Source organism: Pseudomonas sp. PS1(2021), from assembly GCF_020405165.1.
GTDB classification, from domain to species: domain Bacteria; phylum Pseudomonadota; class Gammaproteobacteria; order Pseudomonadales; family Pseudomonadaceae; genus Pseudomonas; species Pseudomonas aeruginosa.
In genome coordinates, this window is sequence record NZ_CP084484.1 from 4,005,265 (window position 1) to 4,029,440 (window position 24,176).

At 55.6% G+C, this 24,176-nt stretch carries 21 protein-coding genes and 6 pseudogenes; 19 read left to right on the top strand and 8 right to left on the bottom strand.

Going from position 1 to position 24,176, the window contains the following annotated elements:
- Positions 1-62: 62 nt before the first annotated feature.
- Positions 63-695: a TetR/AcrR family transcriptional regulator gene (locus tag LE197_RS19255; RefSeq protein WP_079384982.1), complete on the top strand. Its 633-nt coding sequence runs from the start codon at positions 63-65 to the stop codon at positions 693-695.
- A gap of 886 nt (positions 696-1,581) precedes the next feature.
- Here LE197_RS19255 and LE197_RS19260 read toward each other — a convergent pair.
- The 3 pseudogenes from LE197_RS19260 to LE197_RS19275 form a co-directional block, all read right to left on the bottom strand.
- Positions 1,582-2,052 (bottom strand): annotated as a pseudogene (locus LE197_RS19260) (IS5 family transposase); the annotation flags it as partial.
- A gap of 59 nt (positions 2,053-2,111) precedes the next feature.
- Positions 2,112-3,378 (bottom strand): annotated as a pseudogene (gene ltrA / locus LE197_RS37160) (group II intron reverse transcriptase/maturase).
- 519 nt (positions 3,379-3,897) lie between these two features.
- A pseudogene (locus LE197_RS19275) lies at positions 3,898-4,410 on the bottom strand (IS5-like element ISPst5 family transposase); the annotation flags it as partial.
- 174 nt (positions 4,411-4,584) lie between these two features.
- Between LE197_RS19275 and LE197_RS19280 the strand changes: the two are divergent.
- The 13 genes from LE197_RS19280 to LE197_RS19340 all read left to right on the top strand — a co-directional run bounded on the left by LE197_RS19280 (position 4,585) and on the right by LE197_RS19340 (position 15,272).
- Positions 4,585-5,811, top strand: coding sequence for a B12-binding domain-containing radical SAM protein (locus tag LE197_RS19280; RefSeq protein WP_052168375.1), 1,227 nt, complete (start codon positions 4,585-4,587; stop codon positions 5,809-5,811).
- Position 5,812: 1 nt separating this feature from the next.
- Complete coding sequence (locus tag LE197_RS19285; protein WP_071537053.1) at positions 5,813-6,376, top strand: dTMP kinase; 564 nt, start codon at positions 5,813-5,815, stop codon at positions 6,374-6,376.
- Positions 6,377-6,707: 331 nt separating this feature from the next.
- Positions 6,708-7,994, top strand: coding sequence for a Fic family protein (locus LE197_RS19290; RefSeq protein ID WP_226033694.1), 1,287 nt, complete (start codon positions 6,708-6,710; stop codon positions 7,992-7,994).
- A 61-nt stretch (positions 7,995-8,055) separates the two neighbouring features.
- Positions 8,056-8,859: an inositol monophosphatase family protein gene (locus LE197_RS19295; RefSeq protein ID WP_041476671.1), complete on the top strand. Its 804-nt coding sequence runs from the start codon at positions 8,056-8,058 to the stop codon at positions 8,857-8,859.
- Complete coding sequence (locus LE197_RS19300) at positions 8,856-9,095, top strand: AbrB/MazE/SpoVT family DNA-binding domain-containing protein (RefSeq protein WP_041476652.1); 240 nt, start codon at positions 8,856-8,858, stop codon at positions 9,093-9,095. Before LE197_RS19295 ends, LE197_RS19300 begins: the two co-directional genes overlap by 4 nt.
- Positions 9,096-9,682: 587 nt before the next feature.
- Complete coding sequence (locus LE197_RS19305) at positions 9,683-9,931, top strand: helix-turn-helix transcriptional regulator (protein ID WP_016253800.1); 249 nt, start codon at positions 9,683-9,685, stop codon at positions 9,929-9,931.
- A complete protein-coding gene (locus tag LE197_RS19310) occupies positions 9,928-10,404 on the top strand; it encodes a DUF3987 domain-containing protein (protein ID WP_226033695.1) in 477 nt (158 codons plus the stop codon). Before LE197_RS19305 ends, LE197_RS19310 begins: the two co-directional genes overlap by 4 nt.
- 81 nt (positions 10,405-10,485) lie before the next feature.
- Entirely contained in the window at positions 10,486-10,776 is a 291-nt protein-coding gene (gene tnpA, locus LE197_RS19315; protein ID WP_004423344.1) for an IS66 family insertion sequence element accessory protein TnpA, read from the top strand.
- Positions 10,777-10,855: 79 nt separating this feature from the next.
- Positions 10,856-11,035, top strand: coding sequence for an IS66 family insertion sequence element accessory protein TnpB (gene tnpB / locus LE197_RS37340; RefSeq protein WP_226034107.1), 180 nt, complete (start codon positions 10,856-10,858; stop codon positions 11,033-11,035).
- A 108-nt stretch (positions 11,036-11,143) separates the two neighbouring features.
- Positions 11,144-12,775 (top strand): IS66 family transposase, encoded by a 1,632-nt coding sequence (gene tnpC, locus LE197_RS19325; protein WP_004423346.1) that lies wholly within the window; start codon positions 11,144-11,146, stop codon positions 12,773-12,775.
- Complete coding sequence (locus tag LE197_RS19330) at positions 12,765-13,034, top strand: hypothetical protein (protein ID WP_003458515.1); 270 nt, start codon at positions 12,765-12,767, stop codon at positions 13,032-13,034. The genes tnpC and LE197_RS19330 overlap by 11 nt, the downstream gene beginning before the upstream one ends.
- 200 nt (positions 13,035-13,234) lie before the next feature.
- Positions 13,235-13,600 (top strand): hypothetical protein, encoded by a 366-nt coding sequence (locus tag LE197_RS19335; protein ID WP_071566483.1) that lies wholly within the window; start codon positions 13,235-13,237, stop codon positions 13,598-13,600.
- 475 nt (positions 13,601-14,075) lie between these two features.
- The gene (locus LE197_RS19340; protein WP_058177693.1) at positions 14,076-15,272 is read left to right on the top strand and encodes an Arm DNA-binding domain-containing protein; all 1,197 of its coding nucleotides are present in this window, start codon (positions 14,076-14,078) and stop codon (positions 15,270-15,272) included.
- A 256-nt stretch (positions 15,273-15,528) separates the two neighbouring features.
- Here the strand turns inward: LE197_RS19340 and LE197_RS19345 are convergent, their stop codons facing one another.
- On the bottom strand, positions 15,529-17,106 hold the full coding sequence (locus tag LE197_RS19345) for an anti-phage dCTP deaminase (RefSeq protein WP_124122810.1): 1,578 nt from the start codon (positions 17,104-17,106) through the stop codon (positions 15,529-15,531).
- Between the two features lie 641 nt (positions 17,107-17,747).
- On the opposite strand from LE197_RS19345, the gene LE197_RS19350 reads away from it, so the two are divergent.
- From LE197_RS19350 to LE197_RS19375, 5 genes and pseudogenes are all read left to right on the top strand, one after another.
- Complete coding sequence (locus LE197_RS19350; protein WP_003114214.1) at positions 17,748-18,386, top strand: hypothetical protein; 639 nt, start codon at positions 17,748-17,750, stop codon at positions 18,384-18,386.
- 242 nt (positions 18,387-18,628) lie between these two features.
- Positions 18,629-18,964 carry a TM2 domain-containing protein gene (locus LE197_RS19355; protein ID WP_003140884.1) on the top strand — a complete coding sequence of 112 codons (336 nt, stop codon included), beginning with the start codon at positions 18,629-18,631 and terminating at the stop codon, positions 18,962-18,964.
- A gap of 173 nt (positions 18,965-19,137) precedes the next feature.
- Entirely contained in the window at positions 19,138-19,656 is a 519-nt protein-coding gene (locus LE197_RS19360) for a PAAR domain-containing protein (RefSeq protein WP_010895523.1), read from the top strand.
- Positions 19,653-20,354 (top strand): annotated as a pseudogene (locus LE197_RS37165) (VRR-NUC domain-containing protein). The gene LE197_RS19360 and the pseudogene LE197_RS37165 overlap by 4 nt, the downstream one beginning before the upstream one ends.
- Positions 20,355-20,370: 16 nt before the next feature.
- Entirely contained in the window at positions 20,371-21,459 is a 1,089-nt protein-coding gene (locus LE197_RS19375) for a DUF3396 domain-containing protein (protein ID WP_023084913.1), read from the top strand.
- Between the two features lie 106 nt (positions 21,460-21,565).
- On the opposite strand, the pseudogene LE197_RS19380 reads toward LE197_RS19375, so the two are convergent.
- From LE197_RS19380 to LE197_RS19395, 4 genes and pseudogenes are all read right to left on the bottom strand, one after another.
- Positions 21,566-22,072 (bottom strand): annotated as a pseudogene (locus LE197_RS19380) (HNH endonuclease); the annotation flags it as partial.
- Positions 22,073-22,082: 10 nt separating this feature from the next.
- A protein-coding gene (locus LE197_RS19385; protein ID WP_086937300.1) for an IS3-like element IS222 family transposase occupies positions 22,083-23,245 on the bottom strand; the annotation gives its coding sequence in 2 pieces (ribosomal slippage) (positions 22,083-22,990 and positions 22,990-23,245; 1,164 coding nt in all).
- Positions 23,246-23,309: 64 nt separating this feature from the next.
- Positions 23,310-23,618, bottom strand: a pseudogene (locus LE197_RS19390) (restriction endonuclease); the annotation flags it as partial.
- A 298-nt stretch (positions 23,619-23,916) separates the two neighbouring features.
- Entirely contained in the window at positions 23,917-24,159 is a 243-nt protein-coding gene (locus LE197_RS19395) for a hypothetical protein (protein ID WP_042115131.1), read from the bottom strand.
- Between the last annotated feature and the right edge of the window lie 17 nt (positions 24,160-24,176).

Sequence of the window (24,176 nt, forward strand, 5' to 3'; positions counted from 1 at the left end):
GGCTAATTACACATTGCGGTTTATTAGTCAGTCGGCACTTCATCAACTCTTGGACGGTCGTGATGAACACCGCTACAGCGACTTGTAACCTGTTGCCAATGACAGGAAGAGTGCCTTCTAGCGTAGACCATGCCTCCTCACATCAACTGGTGAGGCAGGTTGCCCTGACGCTGTTCAGCGAACTAGGCTTTCATAATGTCAGCTTGCGAAAACTGGCTAGCACATTGGGGATGCAGCCCGGGTCACTTTACAACCACATAGAGGGCAAGCAAGAGTTGCTGTTCGAGCTAATCGACGAATACGAAACAGACTTGCTCGACGCCATTAAAATTGATCTACCTACAGGTGGCTCCCCTGACCACAAGCTCTCTGCTTACATCCGTTCATATTTCAGCTTCAATGCTTCGAACCCACAACGTCTCTCCATTGCACAACTCGAATTCAGAAACCTACATCCAAGGCAACAAAAGGTCATTGAAGCCACCCGTGCAGAGTACACCGCCCTACTCGACGAAATAATTCAGCACGGTATACGGACTCAATCATTCAGCCCCGTCTTCCCCCAAGCAATCACACACCTGATTCTGTCAATGCTGACTGAAATGAGCAAACAAGCAAAAAGCAGTGCCGCTCTCACAATTGAAGATGCTACGACCTTACTCCAAGAGGCTGCGCTTAGAATCCTGCATACCTGATATAGCGCGGCCACACAACACAACCTAAGCACCACAGTAAACACCCAACACAAAGAACAGATCGGCAAAGACGTAACCGTAGAGAACAGCGCCATGACTCATCAAGATGCAATATTTGCTTTAATGCTAAGCGCACAAATTCACCAAACTCACAGGGCCATAAAGAATACCGCTCGCCGCTGCGCCAAACGCCTACCGAAAAATAATCGCACGCTGATGATAACCATAGCCAGGAGTCCACGCCCATTGGACATGATAGCCTTCATTGAGCGCTCTCTAGACAGCACCTCCATGCATCCCCCGCAATGCGTGGACCCGTTGAAGCAATAGAATCCAGCATCCCGACGAGCGGCAAAATTTGCACTTGACTCCAACTACCATGAGGGTATATTTCATCGAGCAAGGCTTCCAAAAAAAACAACAAAACTAGAGCAAGCTAAACATGCCCATGAAAATATCTTCTATTATCTTCTTTTCGGTCCTGTTGGCAGGATGTGCAGAATTTGGCGATGTGCAAAAAAGCTCAACAGGCTTATCGCACCCTCATTGTCAACATCACGTGAGCAGCTGTGCCCCTCCTGCCCCAGTATCCTGGCATAACGCTTTTTTATAATCATGCCACCCGTCTCCTCATGACCTTGTAGCAGTTACCATTAATTGCGGCTGGCAACTCACCTTGGCAACAAGTAACCTCCCTACGTAACTTGACACCCCACCAGCAGCGCTGATGTAGTGCCTAGGGATGGTCTGAAGTAGCCATGCATTTCTGGCTGACTTCAGCCTCCGCCGATTTTGAAAGCGGCAAATCGATCAAAAACGATCAGATAACCCGCTTATTTCGGTGTTTCTAGCCGCCGAGAACACCTCGCGGCGGCCATTTCCTGCATTACAGGCGCACCTCTCCTGCATTGGTCAGCAAATGTCGGCGCGCCATCCACAGGTTCGACAGAGCAAACAGCGTCATCAACTGCGCGGTGTTCTTCGCCAGGCCACGGAAGCGCGTCTTCACATAACCGAACTGGCGCTTGATCACCCTAAACGGGTGCTCAACCTTGGCCCGTACCTGAGCCTTGGCTTTCTCGATCTTGCGTCTGGCTTTGTACAGCGCGCTGCTCTTGCCCAGCTTTTTGTAAGTGCTGCGCCGTGCTGCCACCTGCCAAATCACTTCGCGGCCATCATGCTCGGCACGCTTCTCGACGCCGGTATAACCCGCATCGGCGCAGACAACGTTTTCCTCGCCATGCAGCAACTTGTCGACCTGGGTGACGTCCGCCACGTTGGCCGCCGTACCTACAACGCTATGCACCAGGCCTGATTCGTCATCGACGCCGATGTGGGCCTTCATGCCAAAGTGGTGAGTCGGCCGCGGGAACTGCCCCCGCAGCCGCTCGCAGAACCGTACGTGACACTCTCGCGTCATACGGCTCCCGTTATCCAACCTTGCTGCCCGGTCACTCGCCAGTGATGAAACAGCCGGGGTACCACAGTCCGCATCTTGTCCAGCCATTGGCTAACGCGCCGCTTGCGCCTATGAAGAGCCTTGTATTTTCGTCGGGCCCAGCGTTCAAGCGCGCGGTCAATGTGCTGGAAGATGCCAAGCATGGCTGTCCGATAGAACGAGCCATAGTATTGCCACCACCCCTGTATCACTGGATTGTAGAGCCGAGCCACGTCGACCAGCGTCACGTGGGTTTGGCGATTGAGTCGCCACCTGCGTACCGCTTGCCGCATCCGCTTTAAGGCATCCGCACTCGCTCCCGGAAGGAAGCTCGTGAAGAGCTGGTCTTGTTTGCTGAGCGCCTTCCTCGGCCTAAAGGTGAAGCCGAGGAAGGTAAAGCTCACATGCGGATAACCTGCGCGACGGTTACTGTCCTTGCAGTACACGACCTTCGATTTCTCGGGGTGCATCGTCAAGCCACAGGCAGCCAGCCGTGAAGCAATGGAGCGCATCACGTACTCCGCTTGCTTTCGACTGCGGCAGTGCACCACCGCATCATCGGCGTAGCGGGCAAACGGGCAGTTGGGGCTGGTACGTTGCATCCAGGTGTCGAAGGCATAGTGCATGAACAGATTCATCAGGAGGGACTGATCACTCCACCTTGCGGGGTGCCGCGTTCGCGTGGGACGCGCATGCCGTGATCCGTTTCGAACGGCGCAACCAGCCACCGCTCGATGTACAGAAGTATCCAGTCCTCCTTGATGTGCAGGCGCACCGCCTTCATCAGCAACCCATGATTGATCTGATCGAAGGCTGCCTTGATATCAAACTCCACCACCCAGTCGTATCGCCAGCAGCGCTCACGCGTGATCGCCACCGCCTGCTTCGCTGATCGTCCCGGCCGGTACCCATAGGAGTCCGAGTGGAAGATCGAGTCCAGCTCCGGCTCGATGAGAAGCTTGACCACGGTTTGCGCGACACGATCACCAACCGTGGGCACTCCCAGCTTGCGCGTGCCTCCCGATGCCTTGGGAATTTCTACTTGCTTGACCGGAGGCGGGAAGTACGACCCCGACGACATCCGATTCCACAGCTTGTAGAGATTCTTAGACAGATCCGCTCGAAATCGGCGATGGTTTCATCGTCGATGCCGGCAGCACCGCGGTTGGCCCTGACCTGCTGGTAGGCGTCCCATACCGTGCGTTTCGCTATGTCATAAGGTTTCGCCGAGCTCACGCCACTCATCCCCGGAGGTTGGCAACGCTCGTCGGCCGGATAACGCCGCCCCTTCGCTCCACCTCCATTACAGAGACTTCATCGCTACTACGGGAGGCTCCGCCCCTCGTTCCAGCATCGGTATTCTTCCTCATGGTGTTGGCCATTTGTCATTTTCCTTCGCATCTGGAACAAGGTTCTCACGTTCCGTACCAAAGCCTGTATGAAGATCATGCCGCCTATACACCGGCTGCCATCGGGTCCGTAAGCAGGTAACGCCCCGACTTGTCCTGAAGCCAGTACTCCACCTCAGTTTCGGCAGCACCTTGGGCATAACGATGCGTCATCGGACGGTTTGCTTTCGCTCATCTTCTCCATACTCACCTGCCATCCTCAGGGATGACTTTTCCTCGGTCGCTCACCACCACACCTTTTGGATGCAGCAGCACCGGGTGGTTTGAAGTCCGCTCCTGCAAGCCGACTTCGGAAGGCCTACTTCCATCTTCGGCACAGCAGCACAGGTCATCCGACCTGTGTTCGTGACACACAATACTGATTGCCCTTCTTGGTCTGGTGCATTTCCGGGTCACGCTTACCGTCCTTGTTCTTGGTCGAACTCGGCGCATGGATCAGCGTGGCATCGACGATGGTGCCCTGGCGCAGCGACAGACCCCGATCGCCCAGGTAACCATTGATCACCGCCAGAATCCCGGCCGCCAACTCGTGCTTCTCCAGCAGGCGACGGAAATTGAGGATGGTGGTTTCGTCGGGAATACGCTCTAGGTTCAGCCCGGCAAACTGGCGCAAGATTGTGGTCTCGTACAGCGCCTCCTCCATCGCCGGATCGCTGTAGCCGAACCAGTTCTGCATCAAATGTACGCGCAGCATCGCCATCAGCTGATACGCCGGACGACCACCTTCACCCTTGGGGTAGTGCGGCTCGATCAGGGCAATCAAACCCTTCCACGGCACCACCTGATCCATCTCGATCAGGAACAACTCTTTGCGGGTCTGCTTGCGCTTGCCGGCGTACTCGGCGTCGGCGAAGGTCATTTGCTTCATCGGGAAACTCGGGCAACGGGATCGGCGTATTTCACCAGATTCGGGAAGTCTTTTTCAGACCATCCCTAGCACGCCCGGAGATTGCCGCGCATTCCAGAACTTCCGCCGCGATGTAAGGCAACGCTTGCGTGGCCACGCTGAACGATACCGGCACGCTGGCCAGGAGCTGATGCCATGAGGCCGGTAATCTTGGTTTCATTGGATTGGCGTCGGCCGCAGGACGGTAAAACCGGATTAGGGATCGCCTCTATCGCTGCGGCTTTGCGCGCAGCCGGTGTGCCATTTCAGATCATCGACGCACAAGTGAACAGCCCTGCTTTCTCACTGGGGCAGGTACAGGCTCGTTTGCTGCAAGCCATCACGCAGGCCGGTCCTGGTTGCTTGGTTGGCTTCGGTACCTTTGTCTGGAACGACGCAAAGGTTCGCGCCCTGACTCATTCGATTCAGGACACTGGAGCAGAGATTGTCCTTGGCGGACCGCAAATCTCCTACATGGCCAAGGGCCAATTGGAATGCACATATCCGTTAGTAAGATATTTCGTTCGTGGGCAGGGCGAGATGGCCATGGTTGCACTGGCCTGCGGTACCACACCCGATGACTGCGGCATCCACATCGCCGGTACTCCAGATCTAGGCCGTAAGGCAGATCACGATCTGCTGACCCTACCCTCACCGTACCTGCTGGAAACAGCTGGGTTACAGAGCAGCATCCGTTGGGAGACTCAGCGCGGCTGCCCGTTCAAGTGCTCGTTCTGCCAGCACCGCGAGCCAGGCATACGTCTCAAACACCAATGGTTTGATGGCCATCGGCTGGAGAAAGAGCTCGCGATGTTTGCTGCTGCGAAGGTAAAGCGCATCTCGGTGCTGGATCCGATTTTTCACAATGATGCCAAGCGAGCCATTCAGATCCTCAACAGCGCTAAAGCGGCGGGTGTAACTGCGCACCTTTCTCTGCAATGCCGCTTCGAGACCTGCACCCAGGAATTTCTGGATGCGCTTGAGGGGCTCAATGTCACCCTTGAGTTCGGCCTGCAGACCACCATAGAGGCCGAGTACCGAGCAATCAAAAGGCCCAACCATCTGGGTATCGTCTGCAGCCGAATCCGTCAGTTACATGAACGGCAAATAGACTTTGAGGTTTCACTGATTTACGGCTTGCCCAATCAAACATTGGACAGCTTCCGTAGCAGTGTTGATTGGTGTGTGCAGCGGCGGGTGCCTCGGGTAAGGGCCTGGCCACTGATGTTGCTGAGAGGGACGCCACTATACGAGCAGAAACAGCTCTATGGATTCAAGGAAAGCGATGACCAAACCATTCCCATCGTAGTCGCCAGTAATGGCTTCTCTGAGACGGAATATGCCGAAATGGCTCGTATTGCCAAGCAGCTGGAGGAGAACTGAAATGGCTGGATTTGTTGCTATTGAGGGCCTCGACGGCGTGGGAAAATCTACGATTCTGAACAGACTGGCCGCGCGTTTTTCGGGCCACGCAATGAGTACCCCTGGCCCCGCATTGCGTAGTAGCCGCCCAGCTATTCTAGAGGCATTTGCCCATGATGAACTTGCCAAGGCGCTGTTCTATGCAGCCAGCGTTTCCAGCGAGGGGAGTCATGCACGCAGCCTGGTTGAACGTGGCGAGTGGGTGTTTATGGATCGCTACTGGGCCTCGACACTGGCCTATGCAAAAGCTCGTGGTGTATCGGCTGATCTGGGAGCTCTGAGCAAGAGCCTGCCCCAGCCAGATATCACTATCCTGCTTCTGCTCGACGAGCCTGACCGCCAACAACGCCTCCTTGCTCGTGGTGCAACCGCAGAGGATATGGAAACATTTGATCCCGGCTTTCGTAAGTGCGTACTTGAAGAGCTAATGGCGCATGCAGACATTTTAGTGAATGCCACTCACTTTACTGCGGAAGCCTTGGCAATCGAATTGGAACAGAGGATTAGGCAACTGCCACCCGGCTGATCTGGGAGGGGCCAAATAGACTCCAAGCATTAGGCGCAGGGCCAACTACCTACGGATGACCTCGACAAGGGTTCATTGGTCATGGACGTACCAATATCCAGGGCCCCAGCACATCTGAACTACTACCCCTCGCTCAGCCCCCTCGGCCCTCGCTATGGCGCAGATCGCCTAGAACTGCGCCAAATTCGCCACTCCAATTGGCGCAGTTCAGAAAACTGCGCCATAATTGCGCCAACAGCATTCAAACGGCGCCACCTAAGCTATGCCCTCCTCCACAGACATACTCAACAGTATCCAGGCATCTGGGAACGGTCTGACGCTGACTGAGCTATTGGCCAAACACCCCGACATTGCTCGGAGAACAGCGCAGCGACTGATTGCAAAGCTGATAGCAAGCGGTCAGATCTCAGCGCAGGGTGAAGGTAGAGCACGGCGCTATTTCGGAACTGCTATCCAAGCAGAAACCAGCACCCTGGACACTGATAGCTTTCCGTCCTTTATCCCGCTGTCGGCAGACAGCCGAGACATCCTCGCTTACATCAACCAACCACCTGAAGCGCGCAAGCCCGTAGGCTACCAGCGCGACTTTCTTGACACCTACCAGCCGAACGCAACGAGCTACCTGCCAGAATCACTGCGGCGCCAACTGCACAGAATGGGCAAAACCACAGATGCCTTGGAGCCTGCAGGCACGTACAGCCGCGCAGTCCTGAATCGCCTGCTGATTGATTTATCGTGGGCATCGAGTCACCTGGAGGGGAACACCTACTCGCGACTCGATACGCGACAGCTGATTGAGCATGGAAAGGCCGCACAAGGTAAAGCAGCCATCGAAACACAGATGATCTTGAACCATAAAACGGCAATCGAGCTGTTGGTCGAGAACATTGAAAGTGCAGAGTTCAACCGCTACACATTGATGAACCTGCACAGCGCCTTGGCCGAGAACCTGCTCCCAAATCCTGCAGATGAAGGCCGCATCCGGCAGCATGCCGTCGACATTGGGAAAAGCACCTATCGCCCTCTCTCAACACCACAACAGATTGAGGACACCTTGGAGGTTCTGCTTAGCAAGGCCAATCAGATTACTGATCCGTTCGAGCAGTCGTTCTTCATGATGGTGCACCTGCCCTACCTGCAGCCCTTTGCCGACATCAACAAGCGCACCTCCAGACTGGCAGCGAACCTGCCACTGTTTCGCGCCAACCTATGTCCGCTGACATTTCTGGATGTACCCGAACAGGCCTACAGCCGCGCCACGTTGGGCGTATACGAAATGACCCGGGTAGAGCTGCTGCGCGACCTGTACCTCTGGGCCTATGAACGCTCAACGCAGGAGTACCTGGCAATCAAGCAAGACCTTGCTGAACCAGACCCACTTAGACTGACCTGGCGGGACTTCATCAAATCGACCATTCGAGAGGTCGTCACTCATCCTGAGCTTGATCCACTGACCTGCATTCAACACGCAGTAGCTGAGCATGTTTCAGACACTGAGCAGCCAGAAGTACAAGCCCTGATCGTTGAAGAGCTCCGACGACTGCACGAAGGGGTGCTGGCGCGTTACGGATTACGGCCATCCGAGTTCACCCTCTGGAAATCGCGCCATGGGAATTGATGATCTCACACCCAACCATTCACGCCCTCAGACAGAAAGCGAACACTCAATATTAAGCCTTATGGATTACGAAAGCCTTCTTGCACAGGTCGTCCAACTAGTCGAAGACGCTGGCCTGCTGCTCATTACTGAATGGCAGCGCCCAGAAGGACCTCGCGGCTCAGGCGATAAAGCAGATGTCGATGTTGAAATTGAATCACTGCTAAAGCCGCGGTTACTGCAGCTGCTCGACTGTGATTTCTGGGGTGAGGAAACAGGCCATAGGCTCACAGGAGCCAGGTATTGCTGGGTTGTTGACCCCAATGATGGGACTGCAGACTTCCTGAAAGGCCACAAAGGCTCTGCAATATCTGTCGGTTTGCTTGAGGATGCCCAACCGGTGCTTGGCGTGGTCTATGCACCTGTTTTGCTGGATGGTGATTCCGACTGCGTCGCATGGGCAAAAGGGGCACCGTGTGTGCTTCGCAATGGGAGCCCCATTAAAGCGACACTCACCCAAAAAGAATGGAATCAAGACAGCAGAGTTATGGTCAGCACTGCGGCAACGAACAAGCCCGAAATCAATTCTGAATTGTGCTCACCAGGTTGCTTTGTGGCGATGCCCAGCATCGCCTATCGGTTGGCACGAGTCGCAGCAGGTGATGGGGATGCAGGCGTATCGCTTGTGCCGGTTTCAGCACACGATGTGGCTGCAGGTCATGCGCTGCTAATTGGCGCAGGGGGCGTGCTGATTGACCAGGATGGGAACAGCATCACTTATGTCACTGAAGCCGACATGCAGACAGTATCTCGGAGATGCTTTGGCGGTACGCGAGAAGCCTGCCAGTCACTGGCAAGCCGAAATTGGAGCAAGGTATTTACATGAAAACGCTAAAAGTCGTGATCGAGGATTGGGATGGTGATGGCGCCATTCGCATTCCCGATGAGGTCCTCCAAGAGCTCGGTGTAGATGTTGGTGACTCCCTTTATCTAGTCGAGGAATACGTTGGCTCAACGCGGTGCCTAGTGCTGAGCAAAACTGAACGCACTCCAGACCGCGTTGATGAACTGGTCGGACACTGGGATACCTTCGGAAAAGTGCAGAATGTTACGGATGATTGAGCAGGCAACCAGGCAGAACTGGCTGCCCTGCCTGTCGCATGACGTCATGAGCAAAGCGTTTAGAGGACTGATCGGGGCAACCACCTGAACCAAAACGCCTTGATCAATCCAGTCAGTTCAACTCCCCAGAAAGGATTTGAACGCAAAAAACTCTCCCTGTACCGCGCTAAGCCTTTGAAGTGAAAATCGATTTGGATGCGCTCTTGACGGAAGGCTCAAGGTTCCTATACTGCTCAACGACTAAGTGAAATCCTACAAATCAGCTTTCTGGAGCCAAGTGCCCGAAACGCTGATTTGAGCTGGGTCTTTGTGTCTTAGGATTCAAATCCCCCCGGCTCCACCAAATAATCCTTACAAATTAGGCACTTAGCGATTTTCGCAAGTGCCTTTTTTGTGCCCGGATGGGCTGTTTTGGCTGGGTAATGCCAGCTTTATGACAGCCTTCCCAACCCATTCCTCATCTGCGGCTGTGTCCCCTTCGCCTCAACCGGCATCGTAATTTCCGACGATTTTTCGGTTTGAAATCGCACCACAGCGATCTGCCAGGGGTATTAAATCTGTGTCGGCTTACACACAGAGACCCACACATGCCGACACATGCCCCCAAGAAGTACCTGATCAGTCACACCTCGCTGCAGCATTGTTTTGACAAGAGCCGCTCTGGCCTCGAAAAGCTGCGTGAAACCGATCCCAGCTTCCCTCGCCCTATCAAATTCGGTCCGAGCAAACAGGCTGGAGTTTATTTCGTCGTCGCAGAGGTGGAAGCCTGGCTGGAGAGCAAGATCAGCGAGCGTGACGGAGTCATTCGGGCTTTCTCCGAGAGAGATGAGCAATGACCGCACACGAGCAGATACCGTCGTTTTTGGCAGAAATGCCCAAGGCGGCACGCGCCTCATATCTGAACCCAACCATTGTGCCAAAGCCACTGCCGAACGGATTGGCCAGGGTTATGCCCTGGCGTGGAGAGCTACTGCCTGCTGTTCTTCAAGAATACGTGCGGGATGTCGCTGAACGCACCCAATGCCCGCCGGATTTTGTTGGGGTCGCGCTTGTAGTTGCTGTAAGCGCAGTGGTTGGGCGCAAATTCACCATACACCCGAAACAGCATGATGATTGGGCTGTCGTTCCCAACCAGTGGGGAGTCATCATCGGACGGCCGTCTGCGATGAAAACACCAGCACTCAAGCAAGCGCTTCGTCCGTTGGACGCATTGGAGATAAGAGAGCGAAATCAGCACTACATAGCCCTGGAGGAGTACAGGACCAACAGTGAGCTGCTCGATATCGAGCGCAAGGCTGCTAAGAGGTAAGCGTTCATTCCAAGACATCCTGCCATCCCGCTGACTTCCGCCCTAGAGTGACCTCGCATTCAACAACGCGAGGTTATTTCCATGAGAAAACACCGCACCGCAGAACAGTGGCAAGTCCTAATCGGTCAGCAGCGTGACAGCGGCCTGTCGGCCACGCAGTTCTGCAAGGAGCACAAACTCGGTTATGCCAGCTTCTGTAGTTGGCGCAAGCGCCTGTTGAGTCAGCCGGTCGGTGAGGCTGCGGATTCTGGTTATGCCAGCTTCCTGGATCTGTCATCGCTGATGGATGACTCGGCCTCTCCCGGAAGCGGCTGGAATATCGTGCTGAGCCTGGGTAATGGTGTTGAGCTAAGGCTGAGCCAGATCAGATGATCGGTCTGGATAGCCAGGCCCGGATCTGGCTGTGCACCGAGCCCACGGATATGCGTAAATCCTTCCGGGGCTGAGCGCTCTGGTCCGCAATCAACTCAAGCAAGATCCGCTCAGCGGGCAGTATTTTGTCTTCGTTAACCGTCGCAAGACCCAAATGAAGATGTTGTATTTCACGCCCACGGGCTACTGCCTGTGGGCCAAGCGACTGGAGCAGGGGCAGTTCCGGGTACGGCCGTCTTCTTCGGGACAGCGCCCTTAAACCTGACTGATCTCCAGTTGCTGATTGACGGTATCGAGGTGCAAAAGTACCGTCAGTTCAAGCGTTTTCGGGGCACGTAGCGGGTTGTGTTCCGGTATAATATCGGCCATGAATTCAATGGCTTCCGCGTCCTATTCCAACGCCCCTTCCTACTCGGTACTGGCCGAGGAGAATGCCCTGTTGCGTGAGCAGCTACAGGTCATGCAGCGGCAGTTGGACTGGTTCAAGAAGCAGCTGTTCGGCCCCAAGTCCGAGAAGCAGGTGTATGACCTCCCGGAGCAGGGCGGCCTGTTCCAATCGAATGATGCGGCTAGCCCGGAGAAGCCTCTCGATGCGGAGAAACGCCCGGTTCGGGCTTATCAGCGAGGCACCGGAAAGAAACAGCGGGACGACGACTGCCTGAACGATACGGGTCTGCGTTTTACAGCGGACGTGCCAGTGGAAGTTGTTGAACACCTGCCGCCGGAGCTAAGCGGCCCCGACGCCGACCAGTACGACATCCTTGGCACCAAAACGACCTATCGGCTGGCCCAGCGGACGTCCAGTTACGTGGTGTTGCAAGTGGAACGCCCCGTATTTCGGCGCAAGGGCAGCGACAAGCCCGTGACCACGCCGGCCCCGTCCAACGTACTGGACAACAGCCTGGCCGACGTCAGCTTGTTGGCGGGTCTGATGGTCGACAAGTTCCAGTTTCACCTACCGCTGTATCGCCAACACCAACGCATCCAGCAAGCGGGTATTACCCTCAGCCGCAGCACCCTCACCAATCTGATCAAGCGATCTATTGATCTGCTGCGGCCGATCGTGGATGCCCAGACCGACAATGTTCTGCGCAGCCGGGTGTTGGCGATGGATGAGACGCCGATTAAAGCTGGCCACCAGGGTCGGGCAGGCCCACAAAAAGGCAAGATGAAATCCGGCTGGTTCTGGCCGTTATACGGCGATGCCGATGAAGTGGTGTTCACTTACTCGAACAGTCGAGGCCGAGCCCATATCGAGCAGGTACTGAACGAACAGTTCAGCGGAACTCTGATCAGTGACGGCTATGCTGCTTATGCCCGCTATGCCGCCGCACAGCAGAACATCATCCACGCGCAGTGCTGGGTGCACAGTCGTCGTTACTTCATTGAGGCGCAGAAGGACCACCCGATAACTGCCACCGAAGCCCTTCAGCAGATTGCCAAGCTATACACCAACGAAGAAGAGATCCGCGTCCAGCAACTGACCGGCGAAAAGAAACGCCAGTACCGGCTGCTCCACTCAAAGCCGGTGGTCAGCGACTTCTTCCAATGGTGCCGGGATCAACTGGCACAGGGCGGTCTGCTGCCCAGTGATTTATTGACCAAAGCACTGAACTACGTGCTCAGCCGTGAAGCCAGCCTGACCGTCTTCCTGGAAGACCCAGACGTCCAGCCAGACACCAACCACCTGGAACGGGCCCTGCGCCCCATTCCCATGGGACGCAAGAACTGGCTGTTCTGCTGGACTGAACTCGGCGCGGAACACGTGGGCATCATCCAGAGCCTGATCACTACGTGCAAACTGCACGACATCAACCCGTACACCTATCTGGTGGACGTGCTGCAGCGCATCAGTCAGCACCCGGCCAGCAAGGTCGCTGACCTGACGCCTCGGCTCTGGAAGACCCGGTTCGCCGATAATCCGTTACGCTCGCTGATCGATCCGCGCCATTCTGATCGACAGACCGCACAGCCAAAGGGCACCCTCCATGCGCATTGAAGACATGAGCATCGATCAGCTATTGGAGCTGAACCGAATGATCTGCCGGCGCATTGATGAACTGCAAGATCAAGAAAACCTGCAGGCGCTGAGTCGGCTGCACGTGGGGCTGAAGGTGACCTTCGAAAGCCGAACTGGCTTGACTATGGGGATCGTCACCAAGATCAACCGCAAGAGCGTGATCGTCCTGGCCGAGAACGGCACGAAACAGTACAAGGTCTCACCGGAATTGCTAAGGCCCCTTCGGGACGTAAAGTAAGTCCAGTACGTCGTGGAATGAACGCTTACGATTCGGATCGTTGTTGATTTGTTACCCATGGCGCCACTCCCTGTTTTGATTGCCACAGCTTATGAAGGCCCTCTGGAAACCCAACTGAACCTGTATGCGATTTGTACCGGCTTGGGTTTTCCATGACCTGGCATAGGGTGCTATGCAACTCAGTTCACCGGAGATCCACCATGGAATTTCGTCATCTCGGTAACGGGCAGACGTTTCCTCCCATAGCGCCCAACGGCCGAATTTACGCCATACCTGTTACACAGGAAAATCAAGTAGAAATTTTCTGCCTGACATCTGATGGAATTGTTGGATGCGGTGTTACGGCCAACTGGGCTGATATCACGGGCGCCTACTATGACGATGAGTCTTGGGAAATCATTCTTCGCAATTACATCGGCAGAGGAATGCGCTTCCGGCGGGGAGTGCCCTGCGGCATCGTCGAAGACGGCTACGAAACTCTCAAAACCAATATCCAAGGGTTCGCAATTCCAGTTTGCGTAATGAACCGCATCGCATTTGAGCAGAAAAAGCTGCATCCGAGGTGACTTTGGCCTTGGGCTTCCAGAGCAGCAAGCAATCTGATTTCGTCATGCGGCTTGTGCATACCCCTGGTAGGGGATTCCCAGATTTCTAATTTCCGCCGCTTTTGTTGCGTGAAAGCGAAACACACGCCTGGGAGCCGTCCGTAGGCTGTATCCGAATAGTTAAAGGGAGTCGGATATGACCAACAGTACTGTTAGACGCTGCTTGCGCCAGCAAGCTCTCTACGACAAATCGGACAACGTGTTCATCCAAACCAACATCGGCAAATCGATACGCGGCCTACACGTAATCGTTAACCCTGAATAGCCAGGACTAACGACGCATGCGCTACGTAACCGTCAGGAAATTTGCCAGCGAGTCTGGCTACTCCGAAGACGCTATCCGCTCGAAGCTTCGCGACGGAATTTGGCGACTCGGGGAAATTTGGATCAAGGCCCCAGATGGTCGGGTACTAATTGATGTGGAGGGATATGAGTCATGGGTAGAGATGGGCGGGGAGTTCGGGCGGTCTCGGACTCGAGTATCGAAATCACGTTCATGTACCGTGGAGTTCGGTGCCGTGAGCGCATCTCGCGCAAGCCCACCGCCACTAATCTGAAGCTCGCCGAGCGGCACAAGATTGCTATCGAGGAAGCCATCGCCACAGGCGTCTTTGATTATTCAGCTACCTTCCCCGGCTCCCCACGTGCAGCAAAGTTTTCGCCAGAGGCTTGCCGGGAAAACGTGGCCGGTTTCCTCATCCGATGGCTAGCCGGAAAGAAAAAGCACGTCTCCAGCAGCACATGGGAAGGCTACAGGAAGATCGTAGAGCTGCGATTGATTCCCGCGCTCGGTGACGGTCTGGTGGTTGAACTCAAGCGCAAGGCGGTGAAGGACTGGCTGGACACACTGCAAGTCAGCAACAAGACCTTGAGCAACATTCAAAGCTGCCTTCGCTCGGCGCTGAACGAGGCCATCGACGAAGAGCTTCTCGACCTCAACCCGCTAGCCGGGTGGACCTACGCACGTAAGGGCGAGGTGCGTGAGGACGACGTTGATCCCTTCTCCCCCGAGGAGCAGAGAGCCATCCTAGCCGCGCTTGATGGTCAGGGCCGACACTTGGTGCAATTCGCGTTCTGGACCGGCATGCGCACCAGCGAGTTAGTGGCATTGGACTGGGGCGACATCGACTGGATCCGCAACGAGGTGCACGTCAGTCGGGCGATGACCCAAGACGCTAAGGGCAAGGCTGAGGTGACCAAGACAATTTCCGGTAAGCGCAGCATCAAGCTGCTTGGGCCAGCGCTCGATGCACTGACAGCGCAGAAGACGTTCACTTTCCTGGCTGGCCTGGAGGTCTTCCAGAACCCGCGAACCAGTGAGCGTTGGACTGGCGACCAGCCTATACGCAAGACGCTCTGGACGCATGCTCTGAAGAAGGCTGGCGTCCGTTACCGGCGCCCATATCAGACACGGCATACCTACGCCTCAATGATGCTCTCCGCAGGAGAACATCCGATGTGGGTATCAAAACAGATGGGGCATGGCGACTGGACTATGATCGCGAGAGTATACGGACGGTGGATGCCGAACGCAGATATCTATGCAGGAGCCAAAGCCGAAAGGCTTTGGGCTCCCAACGATGAAGCAGAGTCAGTTACTCGTAGAAACGAACGCTACTCAGGATCCGGTTGATAAGATCTGCGCTGGGATCCGCTGCTGCCGTTGATCCGGAATGTGAGCCAGTCACGGCGCGATCACTCCTGAACTGCACGACATTCGAGCGCGGCGCCACATCGCCGGAGGAGTAGCGCGGAGCGCTAGCGGTGGCTGGGACAGTCGACAAGCACTGACCGGACGGCGCCGTAACAGACTGAAAATCCAAGGAAAGCTGCACGTGCTGTTCCATGATATTCCCTAGAAGAGGCAGGTCTCTGTCTGACATTGTTGGTCACCGTTTGTTCAGGCCGGCGGATTCTAATGCCCTTAAGGTGAATGCTTCAAGCGTATGTATAGCCTCAAGAGTGATCGCTGTCACGGGTGAAGCCTCGTGGACGTGCATGATACCTTTCGGGTCTTTCCTGCCGCCTGGATGTGCTGAGAAAAACCGCAGAAATCGGGATGGGGCGACACCGTCGAAGGGCATCACTCGGACCTTGGAGTCGTCGCTCTCTCGCTCTGTGATGGAGTCTGAGTGCAATCTAGTCGCTAAGCTTTTCCTGTATGGCTCAAGGAAATACACTTCTTTGACACCTGCTGCAACGAGATGCCTTGCGCATGAGTGGCAAGGATAAGTGGTAACGAATAGCTTCCCATTTCTAATCTGCCCGCCCTTTGTCTCCCCTGCAGTCAGAAGAGCGTGCATCTCCGCATGAACCGCACGTGAGAACTCGATAAGACTCTTGAGCTGAGAATCTTTTCTAAGCATTTCAAATGCAGATGAACGCTTTTTTTCCTCAACCAGGCCATTCACAATGAGCCTGTCAACCATGGCATTAGCAATTGCAGTCTTTTCATCATCATTAAAGCAGCGACCACCTTCAATGTTCCAACATCTGCGATCATCATCGGTAGAAGAGTTTTGATCGACTGTATGATACAAACCACCAAATGCCTTTGGCACATCATTCCAGCCAGAAGCAAGTATCTCGCCTTCAGCATTTGTTATGGCTGCACCTACCTGCCGAGAAAGACAAGCAGAGTTACGCGCAGCCGAGTATGCTGCATACATAGCACGTTCATTGACGGTAGGGGTTATAATCCTGGTGCCTAGCATCAATTCTAAAAAGCGTCGAACCCGTGTGTTTCGCTGCGAATCTGTAGCCGAATCAACCCTCAAGAAAAAGTCACATCTAGGGAATGTATCTTCAACGCTTTGGCCATATTTGACTTCCTCCCCTGAGTCCCGATCAATAAGCCTGTGAACTTCATCGCTAGGACCTTTTATCCGTGCTAGACGTTCTAGTCGCATCTCGATAGGAGAGTACACACCGACAACATGTAGCATGTCCCCGTAAACAGACCGTAAAAGTGTCAGCTCATCAATATTTTTTATTGAATCAATTATGTGACAACATTTCCTGGCGGCCCGAGGCATTACTGCTGCTGGATCAGCTGCCGCCTTAGGATCTTTTTGCCTAAGTTCTGAGTCATGAAGCTCTTGATGAGTTGCTCGCGACAACAAAATATCTTGAATCGCCAATTTCGCGAGAATAGCATTACCATAATCTCGGCGTAGCTCGTTACCGGCATCAATTAGCCTTTCAATCGACTTCTCTTCTTCCAAGCCCTTTAATCGGCGAATTTCTTTACTTAAACGTAATATTTTCACCTCCTCGTATCCAAAATCTGTTCCACGAATTAGCTCTTGGAACGTCTTGGCTACTTCATGGAGTGGAGTGCCCATCGGGCCACATAGTGCTATGACAATTTCTGGTGTGAGCGATTTCAGGTATGCGCCGTGGTCGTCGAACGCATTACGTACACCACTATTGTCTCCGCCAGGTGCTACAGCGATGGGCACGGCCATTTGGATTCCTTCCGACTGGATGCTGAGGGCGATGAAGCAGCTTGAAGAGGTCTAAGAATGGCACATTCAACATGGCTCCGCGACATATGACAGCTTTATGCCAGCTTTTCGTCTGGACGTCTTGAATCATAAGGGTTAGACGCGGGTTCAAATCCCCCCGGCTCCACCAAACGCAAACGATAAGCCCCTGATTTTCCTAGTGAATTTCAGGGGCTTTTTCTTTGCCCAGTTCCTTGCCTGCTCCTCCAGCGCCGGGCCTTTCCTGTTGCCGGCTCGCCTTGCTGCTCCCTCCCCTACCGTGACCGGCACCCGGCGAGCTTCGCCAGCCCGCCCTTTTGGCTGCGGACGCGCGGAATGATATTTCCCGAATCTGTTAATGAGACCGTTCGATTCCGCCGCCAACAAGGCTCTGGAACGCTGGCAGGAAAACATTCATGGATTCACGTTCGAAACTCCCCGTCCAAGAAAACGAGCCTCCGAGAAACCGACGCATACTTTTCGTCAAGCACAGAAAAAGAATTTGAGCTAGACACTCACTACCAGGGTAAGCAGGCGTCTTATATCCCTGGAAAGCGAAACCTAAAACAGAGATTCCAAATCACGATAAACCGGCCTCCACAGACGCTCGAAGGACAAGAAAAATGAAAAAGGAACCGAAAGGAGCAAAAAACAGGATAGTCATTGCCAAAGATGAGAAGAACGTTCTGACCTGCACCAGCGAAGGGTTCGAATATACGCCAGACATCGTCAAGAACGTCTACGGAAAGAGCAGCCGACCCGCACTGGAAGACTGGTTCCTGACGGAACTTGATTTCTTTCGCAGGTATTACCCGGGATACGAGGTTTTCACCCTCGGCTCCAGTTGTGTCTTCGGCGAAAAGTTCGTGAACTACCTGACCATCTGCGAATTCGACATAGACAGTACCTACGCCTTCGACTGTCTCAAGAAGGCCCTGAGGGAGTCCGACCAGGCCATTAGGCGGAAACTCTCCGCCATGTGGAAATGGGACATAGCCGCCAGGAAGGACTGGAGCATCGTCTTCATGGTTGGGCACATGGACTTCGCCTACTTCCTCCAGCACAGGAAGGAGTTCCAGGAGGATGCCCATAAGCGCTTCATGAGTACATTCACCACGGCGGAGACGAAAATCACCTCTCGCGACTACAAGGTCATGCATGACGGCGCGATCCTGCCCTTCGACGAAACGGCCCTGTCGCCGGAAGACAGGTTCATTTTCGAGAACTATCAAAAGATAAAGTTCGAAACCACGCCACTATGAAGTTAACGGACAAAAGCGAAAGGCGCCCGGCCGGACGCCTTTCGCCAATAAACTCCAGCCACTCGCCAGTTTGTTTTAAGCACTTCTACGAAGTCCAGGAGTTCCGACTCCTGGCCGACTCTTCCAGAGCCCCGCAATAAAACTACAAATCAAAAACATCCTCAGACTGGACGCTTGAAAAAACACCGTTGGCAACGTTTCAATTCCCACCATGTCTTCCGCATGGATCAGTGGGAAAACTCATGTCACTACAGTCTGAAATGCTCGTGGAGCAGAAAGTTTCCAACGCCCAGAAATCCACCGGCACCGCCTATCTTCTGTGGTTCTTCCTGGGCGGTTTCGGCGCACACCGCTTCTACCTGGGGAAAACCGGCACGGCGGTTACCCAACTGATCATCACGCTGATCGGTTGTTTCACCCTGTTCCCCCTGATCATTACCGGCATCTGGTGGATCGTCGATGCCTTCCTGATTCCCGGCATCATCCAGGGCCATACGGAGCAGACCCGCCGCGACGCCCGGCTGGAAGTTGCAGCGCTGCAGGTAGCCGGCGCTTCCGCGTCGCACCCTCAAGACTGACCGGCGCACCTCGCTACGGTCCTCGGCGGGCCGGAGAAGAAACCAATGCCGGGAGGTGGGACAAGGAGAAGTCCCCTTCTGCGTTTCTTCCGCTGGCGATAGGTGCCGACTCGTTCAATCCCGAATTGGCCGCCAGAGCGGCCAGCACATCTCACTGATGCAAGGACCCGCACATGAGTGGAAAACCCGCCGCCCGCGTCACCGATCCAACGACCTGCCCAGTGCCAGGGCATGGCAGCAACCCCATCGTCCAGGGCTCTCCCGACGTCGTTTTCGACGGCCTGCCGGCAGCACGGCAAGGCGACGCCTCAGCCTGCGGAAGCCCGATGATCTCAGCCGTTTCGTCGACGGTACTCATCAACGGCCTGCCGGCGGTGACGCTGGGTAGTATCGGGGCGCACGGCAACGTGGTGATCGGCGGCTCGGGGACGGTACTCATCGGCGACGTCTTCACGCCCGCCCCGCGCGCTCCCGCCCTTCCCCTTAACCGCAACAGCGTGCCCTGTTCCGGGCGCTTCCAGCTCATCGACCACGAAACGGGCAAGCCCGTCGCCGGACGCCGGGTCAGGGTCTGGTCGAGTGGCGGCTGGAATGCGTTCGACACCACGGATGCCGACGGCATGACCTCCTGGATCGAGCGCCCCACCGCGGAGATCCTCTACATCGACCTGGTGCAGAGGTGCGACGCATGAGCGACCAGCCCAGCCTGTCCCGGGGAGGCATGAGCCCCGAAGGCAGGACCAACCCCGTCGGCACCCTGGAACCCAGGCTCGATCCGCAGGACAAGAAGGTGCTGTGCTCGGCGGTCTGCCATTGCAGCAGCACGCCCAACCTCAGCCAGGATGGCAAAAGCCTCAAGCAGGCGTGCGTGGCACAGCGGCTGGGAGAGTTGGACGAAGTTCTCCAGGGACGCAGCCCCTAAAAGCCCGAGGTCAGCTACGACATGACCAAGAACCCACCGCAGCCGATTCTCGATAGCCAGACCGGTAACAGTCCACATGGCTGGATACCGGGATGGATCAGCAAGTATTGGGATGAAGATCCGGAGCATCCGCCGTTCAAGCCAGGGAAAGGAATGATTCGCAGGCCCGACGTGATCATCGTTCAGAATCCCAACAGGCCGCCAACCCAGGACAATATCAAGCAGGTGGTGGAGATGAAGTTTCCGCCTGACCCACATAATAGGGAACAACTTGAGGATTATGCAGCGATTGCCGGCAACAAGAACAAGATTGTTGAAATGAAACCCTCCGACTGCGACTGTGGCCAGGAAAATCAACGATCCAAGGTGCCAGTAGAGCAAGCAGGGTGGGCCGTCGCCATCGCAGGTGGAGTGATGTTCGTCTTGACCCGAGGCCGTTCCCCTCGCCCGATGATTCCCGCCTATTGATCAAGAGGAAAAGCCCATGGAACAGCCATTCGATCTGGCTGCAGAGTTAGCCAAGCAACCCCATCTACTGGAAATAGCCGGCAACCTGTTGATGAAGAGCGGCCCCGAAGACTATATCGGTGCTGTGCTTTGCCTACGCGGCACTCTCTACTTCAAAAAGGCCCATACCCCACTGGTACGTGAGTCATTATGCCAATGCTTCGATGAGTTCGAGCGCCTGGCAGAGCCTCACCTCACCTGGCTCTGGCGTGAAGAGCCTGCACAAGGAAAGCCACTGACCGCATACCGTGACACCCAACCACTGCGCGAGATGATGGGGGCAATGGATGAAGACGATCATCTCAGCTTCTGCTACACCAGCGGCAAGAAATCCCGCGATGCAGGCGCCTGGCTGTTTGATATTTACGGCAAGCGGAGCTGGCAAGCCAAAATGGGGCATGATCTTAGTGTTCTGGAGTTCTCCGTACCTCTGCTATATCAAGAGCGGCAGCCATTGGATTTCCTACAGCTGTTTATTGACTTCGCACGGCGACTAGAGCCGGAGCAGGGGTATGCGGGGCATGCCTACAATCTCTCGCCGACCAGTTGGGACAATGACGAGCCCTCCGAAGCCTTTATGGCGGCGCGTATGCCGGGTTTGGATGTAGGGACGGCTTGTCTGCTGGCCAATACTCCCGAGTTCAAACCTACAAGAATCAAAACTGTCAGTTGGCTAACCCTCCTGAACAACGAGCGCCTGGCGCTGGCCGGCGGGCTCGATGCCCTGCGTGCGCAACTGCCCTCCAGCCACTTTGCCTTCTACCGCTACGGCGATGGCGTGGTAATCCAGGCCGGTGCCTATCCCTATATCGCGGGTGATGCGGAAGACTCCAGGCCCGCTCCGTATGTGCTGCTGAACCACGCGCTCAAAGGCATTCGCTATGAAACCATCGGCTCGCTACACGGCGGCTCCCACGACGGCGAATTGCGGCTGGTGGGCTGGGCGGCCGATCAATGGCTGAAACGGCTGGATGTGGAAGACAGCGAGATTCCCCGGTGGCGCGACAAACTGCTCAGCGCTGAGCCTTACCTGGACGCGACGAATACGCTGCCGGAGCGCCTGTAGGGGCTTACGTTTTCTGGGATCAAAAGTGCTCGTCAAGGCTAAACTCCCTATGAGGCGAGCCTGACAGAAAAATAAATATGTCCCCTTTTTCCTTCTTTTTCCTTACCTAAACGACTACATCAGCCTCCGCGCAAACCCACCTCCCACGAACAAGCCCCTTCAGCTCATCGACGCTAAGAGTTCGATCACGCCTGCGATGAACAACTGCATGGCAATTTGCACAGAGGGGCACCAGGTCAGTTTCAGGGTTCACGGCTTTGGGGGCTTCGAACTCAGAAATGGGCTGCGTGTGGTGAACGTGGATAAAACCCTTCGCGTACTCGCCGTATGCCTTTCCGAAATCAAAACCGCACGCCTTGCAAGCTACACCATGAATCGCAATTGCTTGGAGACGCAGCGTTGGGTCACGCTCGTAGCGGACCCCGTAGTAGGTGGACAGACTGCCCTCGGTGCGAGACTCGAAGCCCCCCAAAGCTCTATCGCCCCAACTCTCGGCAACCTGCAAAGGCTTAATCTCGGCCCTTGCCAGGATGCTATCAAAGGTGACCTGTCCAATCTCCCGGACACCACTACGCCAGTAGTTGCTGGCCTTCGATGGCGGAATGGGCTCTAGGTTGTAGTGGTCAACCCATCCCGGACAGTGGGTTGAGTTTTTCTTCGGCCACCGCAGGTGGTAACCCGTCGTTGAATTGATGCGGCCTGATCCAGTTGTAGCGGTGCATCAAGTAATGACTGATGTCCCGTTGGGCCTCCTGCGCCGTCAGGTAACCCGTTGACGGGACCCACTCCGACTTCAGACTGCGGAACAGGCGCTCCATCGGCGAGTTATCCCAGCAATTCCCTCGGCGACTCATGCTCTGCTGCATCCGATAGCGCCAGAGCCGTTGCCGAAACAGGCGGCTGGCGTACTGGCTGCCCTGGTCTGAATGGAACAGCACCTGCTGTGGCTTGCCGCGCTGTTCGTAGGCCATGTCCAGGGCCTTGATCACCAGTTCGGCATCCGGCTTGGCCGAGAACGCCCAGCCGATCACCCGCCGGGTATGCAGATCCAGCACCGCGGCCAGGTAGTGCCAACGGCCTTGCGCCCAGACGTAGGTGATGTCGCCACACCACACCTGATTGGGATGCTCGGTCGCGAATTCGCGGTTCAGCCGATTCGGGATATCCGGCCGCTCAACCGTGGCCTGTTTGTAGGCGTGCGAGCCCGGTTGCTTGCTGACCAGGCCTAGCTCACGCATCAACCGACGCACTCGGAAACGGCCGATGGTCACGCCCTCTTCGCGCAGCATGCCCAGAATGCTGCGGCTGCCGGCCGAGCCCCGACTCTGGCTGAACAACTGGTTGACTTGGCTGCGTAGCGCCACGCGGCGAGCATCGACACGCCGCCGTCGAAGACGGTGGACGTAGTAGCAAGACCGCGCCACATCGAAAGCTGAACAGACCACTTCCACCGACTCCTGCTCACTCAACTGGTCTATCAGCGCGTACGATCGAGTTCGTCCGACATCAAGAGAGCGGTAGCCTTTTTTAATATCGCTTTCTCCCGCTCCAACCGGTTGATCCGGGCTTCCAGCTCCTGGATCTTTTGCTGCTCAGGCGTCAACGCCTTGCTCTTCGGGGTCACACCCTGGCGCTCCGCCTCGAGCTGCTTCACCCAACGGCGCAAGGCCGAATCCACCACCCCCAGCGAACGGCAGGCGTCGATATGGCTGTAGCCTTGGTCCAACACCAGGGCCGCGGCCTCTCGTTTGAACTCGGCGGAAAACGTACGTCGTTGCTTGCTCATCAGACACCTCTCTCACGGCGAGGATTCTCGCCTAAATCGGTGTCCGGGATCAGTAGACCACTACAAGGTAGCTATTCCCTTCTTTTGCCAGGACTGCCTGCTCAAATGGCTGAAAACTCTCGATCAACGCGAAGAGATCACCTTTCGAGCTTTCAGGGTCAGGGTAAACCTTGCCGATACGCGCAATACCAAAGTAATGCGGCTGAGCACTGAGGCGCTGATCAGCAAAAGACTTATCTGTCAGCTTGCCCTTGTAGTAAACCACCTGCACCCCTGGCTTAAGGATGGCGCTGTATCGCCTTGGGTAGTGGTAGACAGCTCCAGTTTCGTCGTCCCAGATCGACACATCATTCTCAGCGATAACGGCGGGCATAGCTGCAGAGTCCTTTCATGATGGTTGAGCGACAGCCTATCAGGCACCTGCCCAAAATCGAACCTGGCAAAGAGCGGGAGCAATGCCCCTCTACCAGAAACCTATACCTACTTGAGATCGTTAGGCATGTAGCGAAAAGGCATGCCCAATTCACCACAACAGCCTAGCCAGACAAGGCGGATAGTACGGCACAGACGCTCATAGTTAAGGCCTGTGTGAATTCGGCTCAATGGACATACCAGCTCACATTAGAGACTCCTCCAACCCCCGGCCTCGCCGGGGGCACCGCCTCCGTCGGTTATCGGTGTCTGCGTGCGTATTCCGCCTCGAACAGCGACAGCAAGGAGCCGGTGATGCGGCAGGTGCTTTCACCGGGTTCTTCGGTTTCGTCGAGCAGGTCGAGGACGCTCAGCGTTCCGATCGCCGACTCCAGACGGGTGCGGGCGGTGTCGAACAGATCTTCGCTGGCTGCGCTGCAGTCCAGGTAGAGGGTGGCGCAGCCGGGATGCTGGTTGCATTGCGAGGTGCGTCGCAGGGGGATGAAGGTGGAAGGGGACT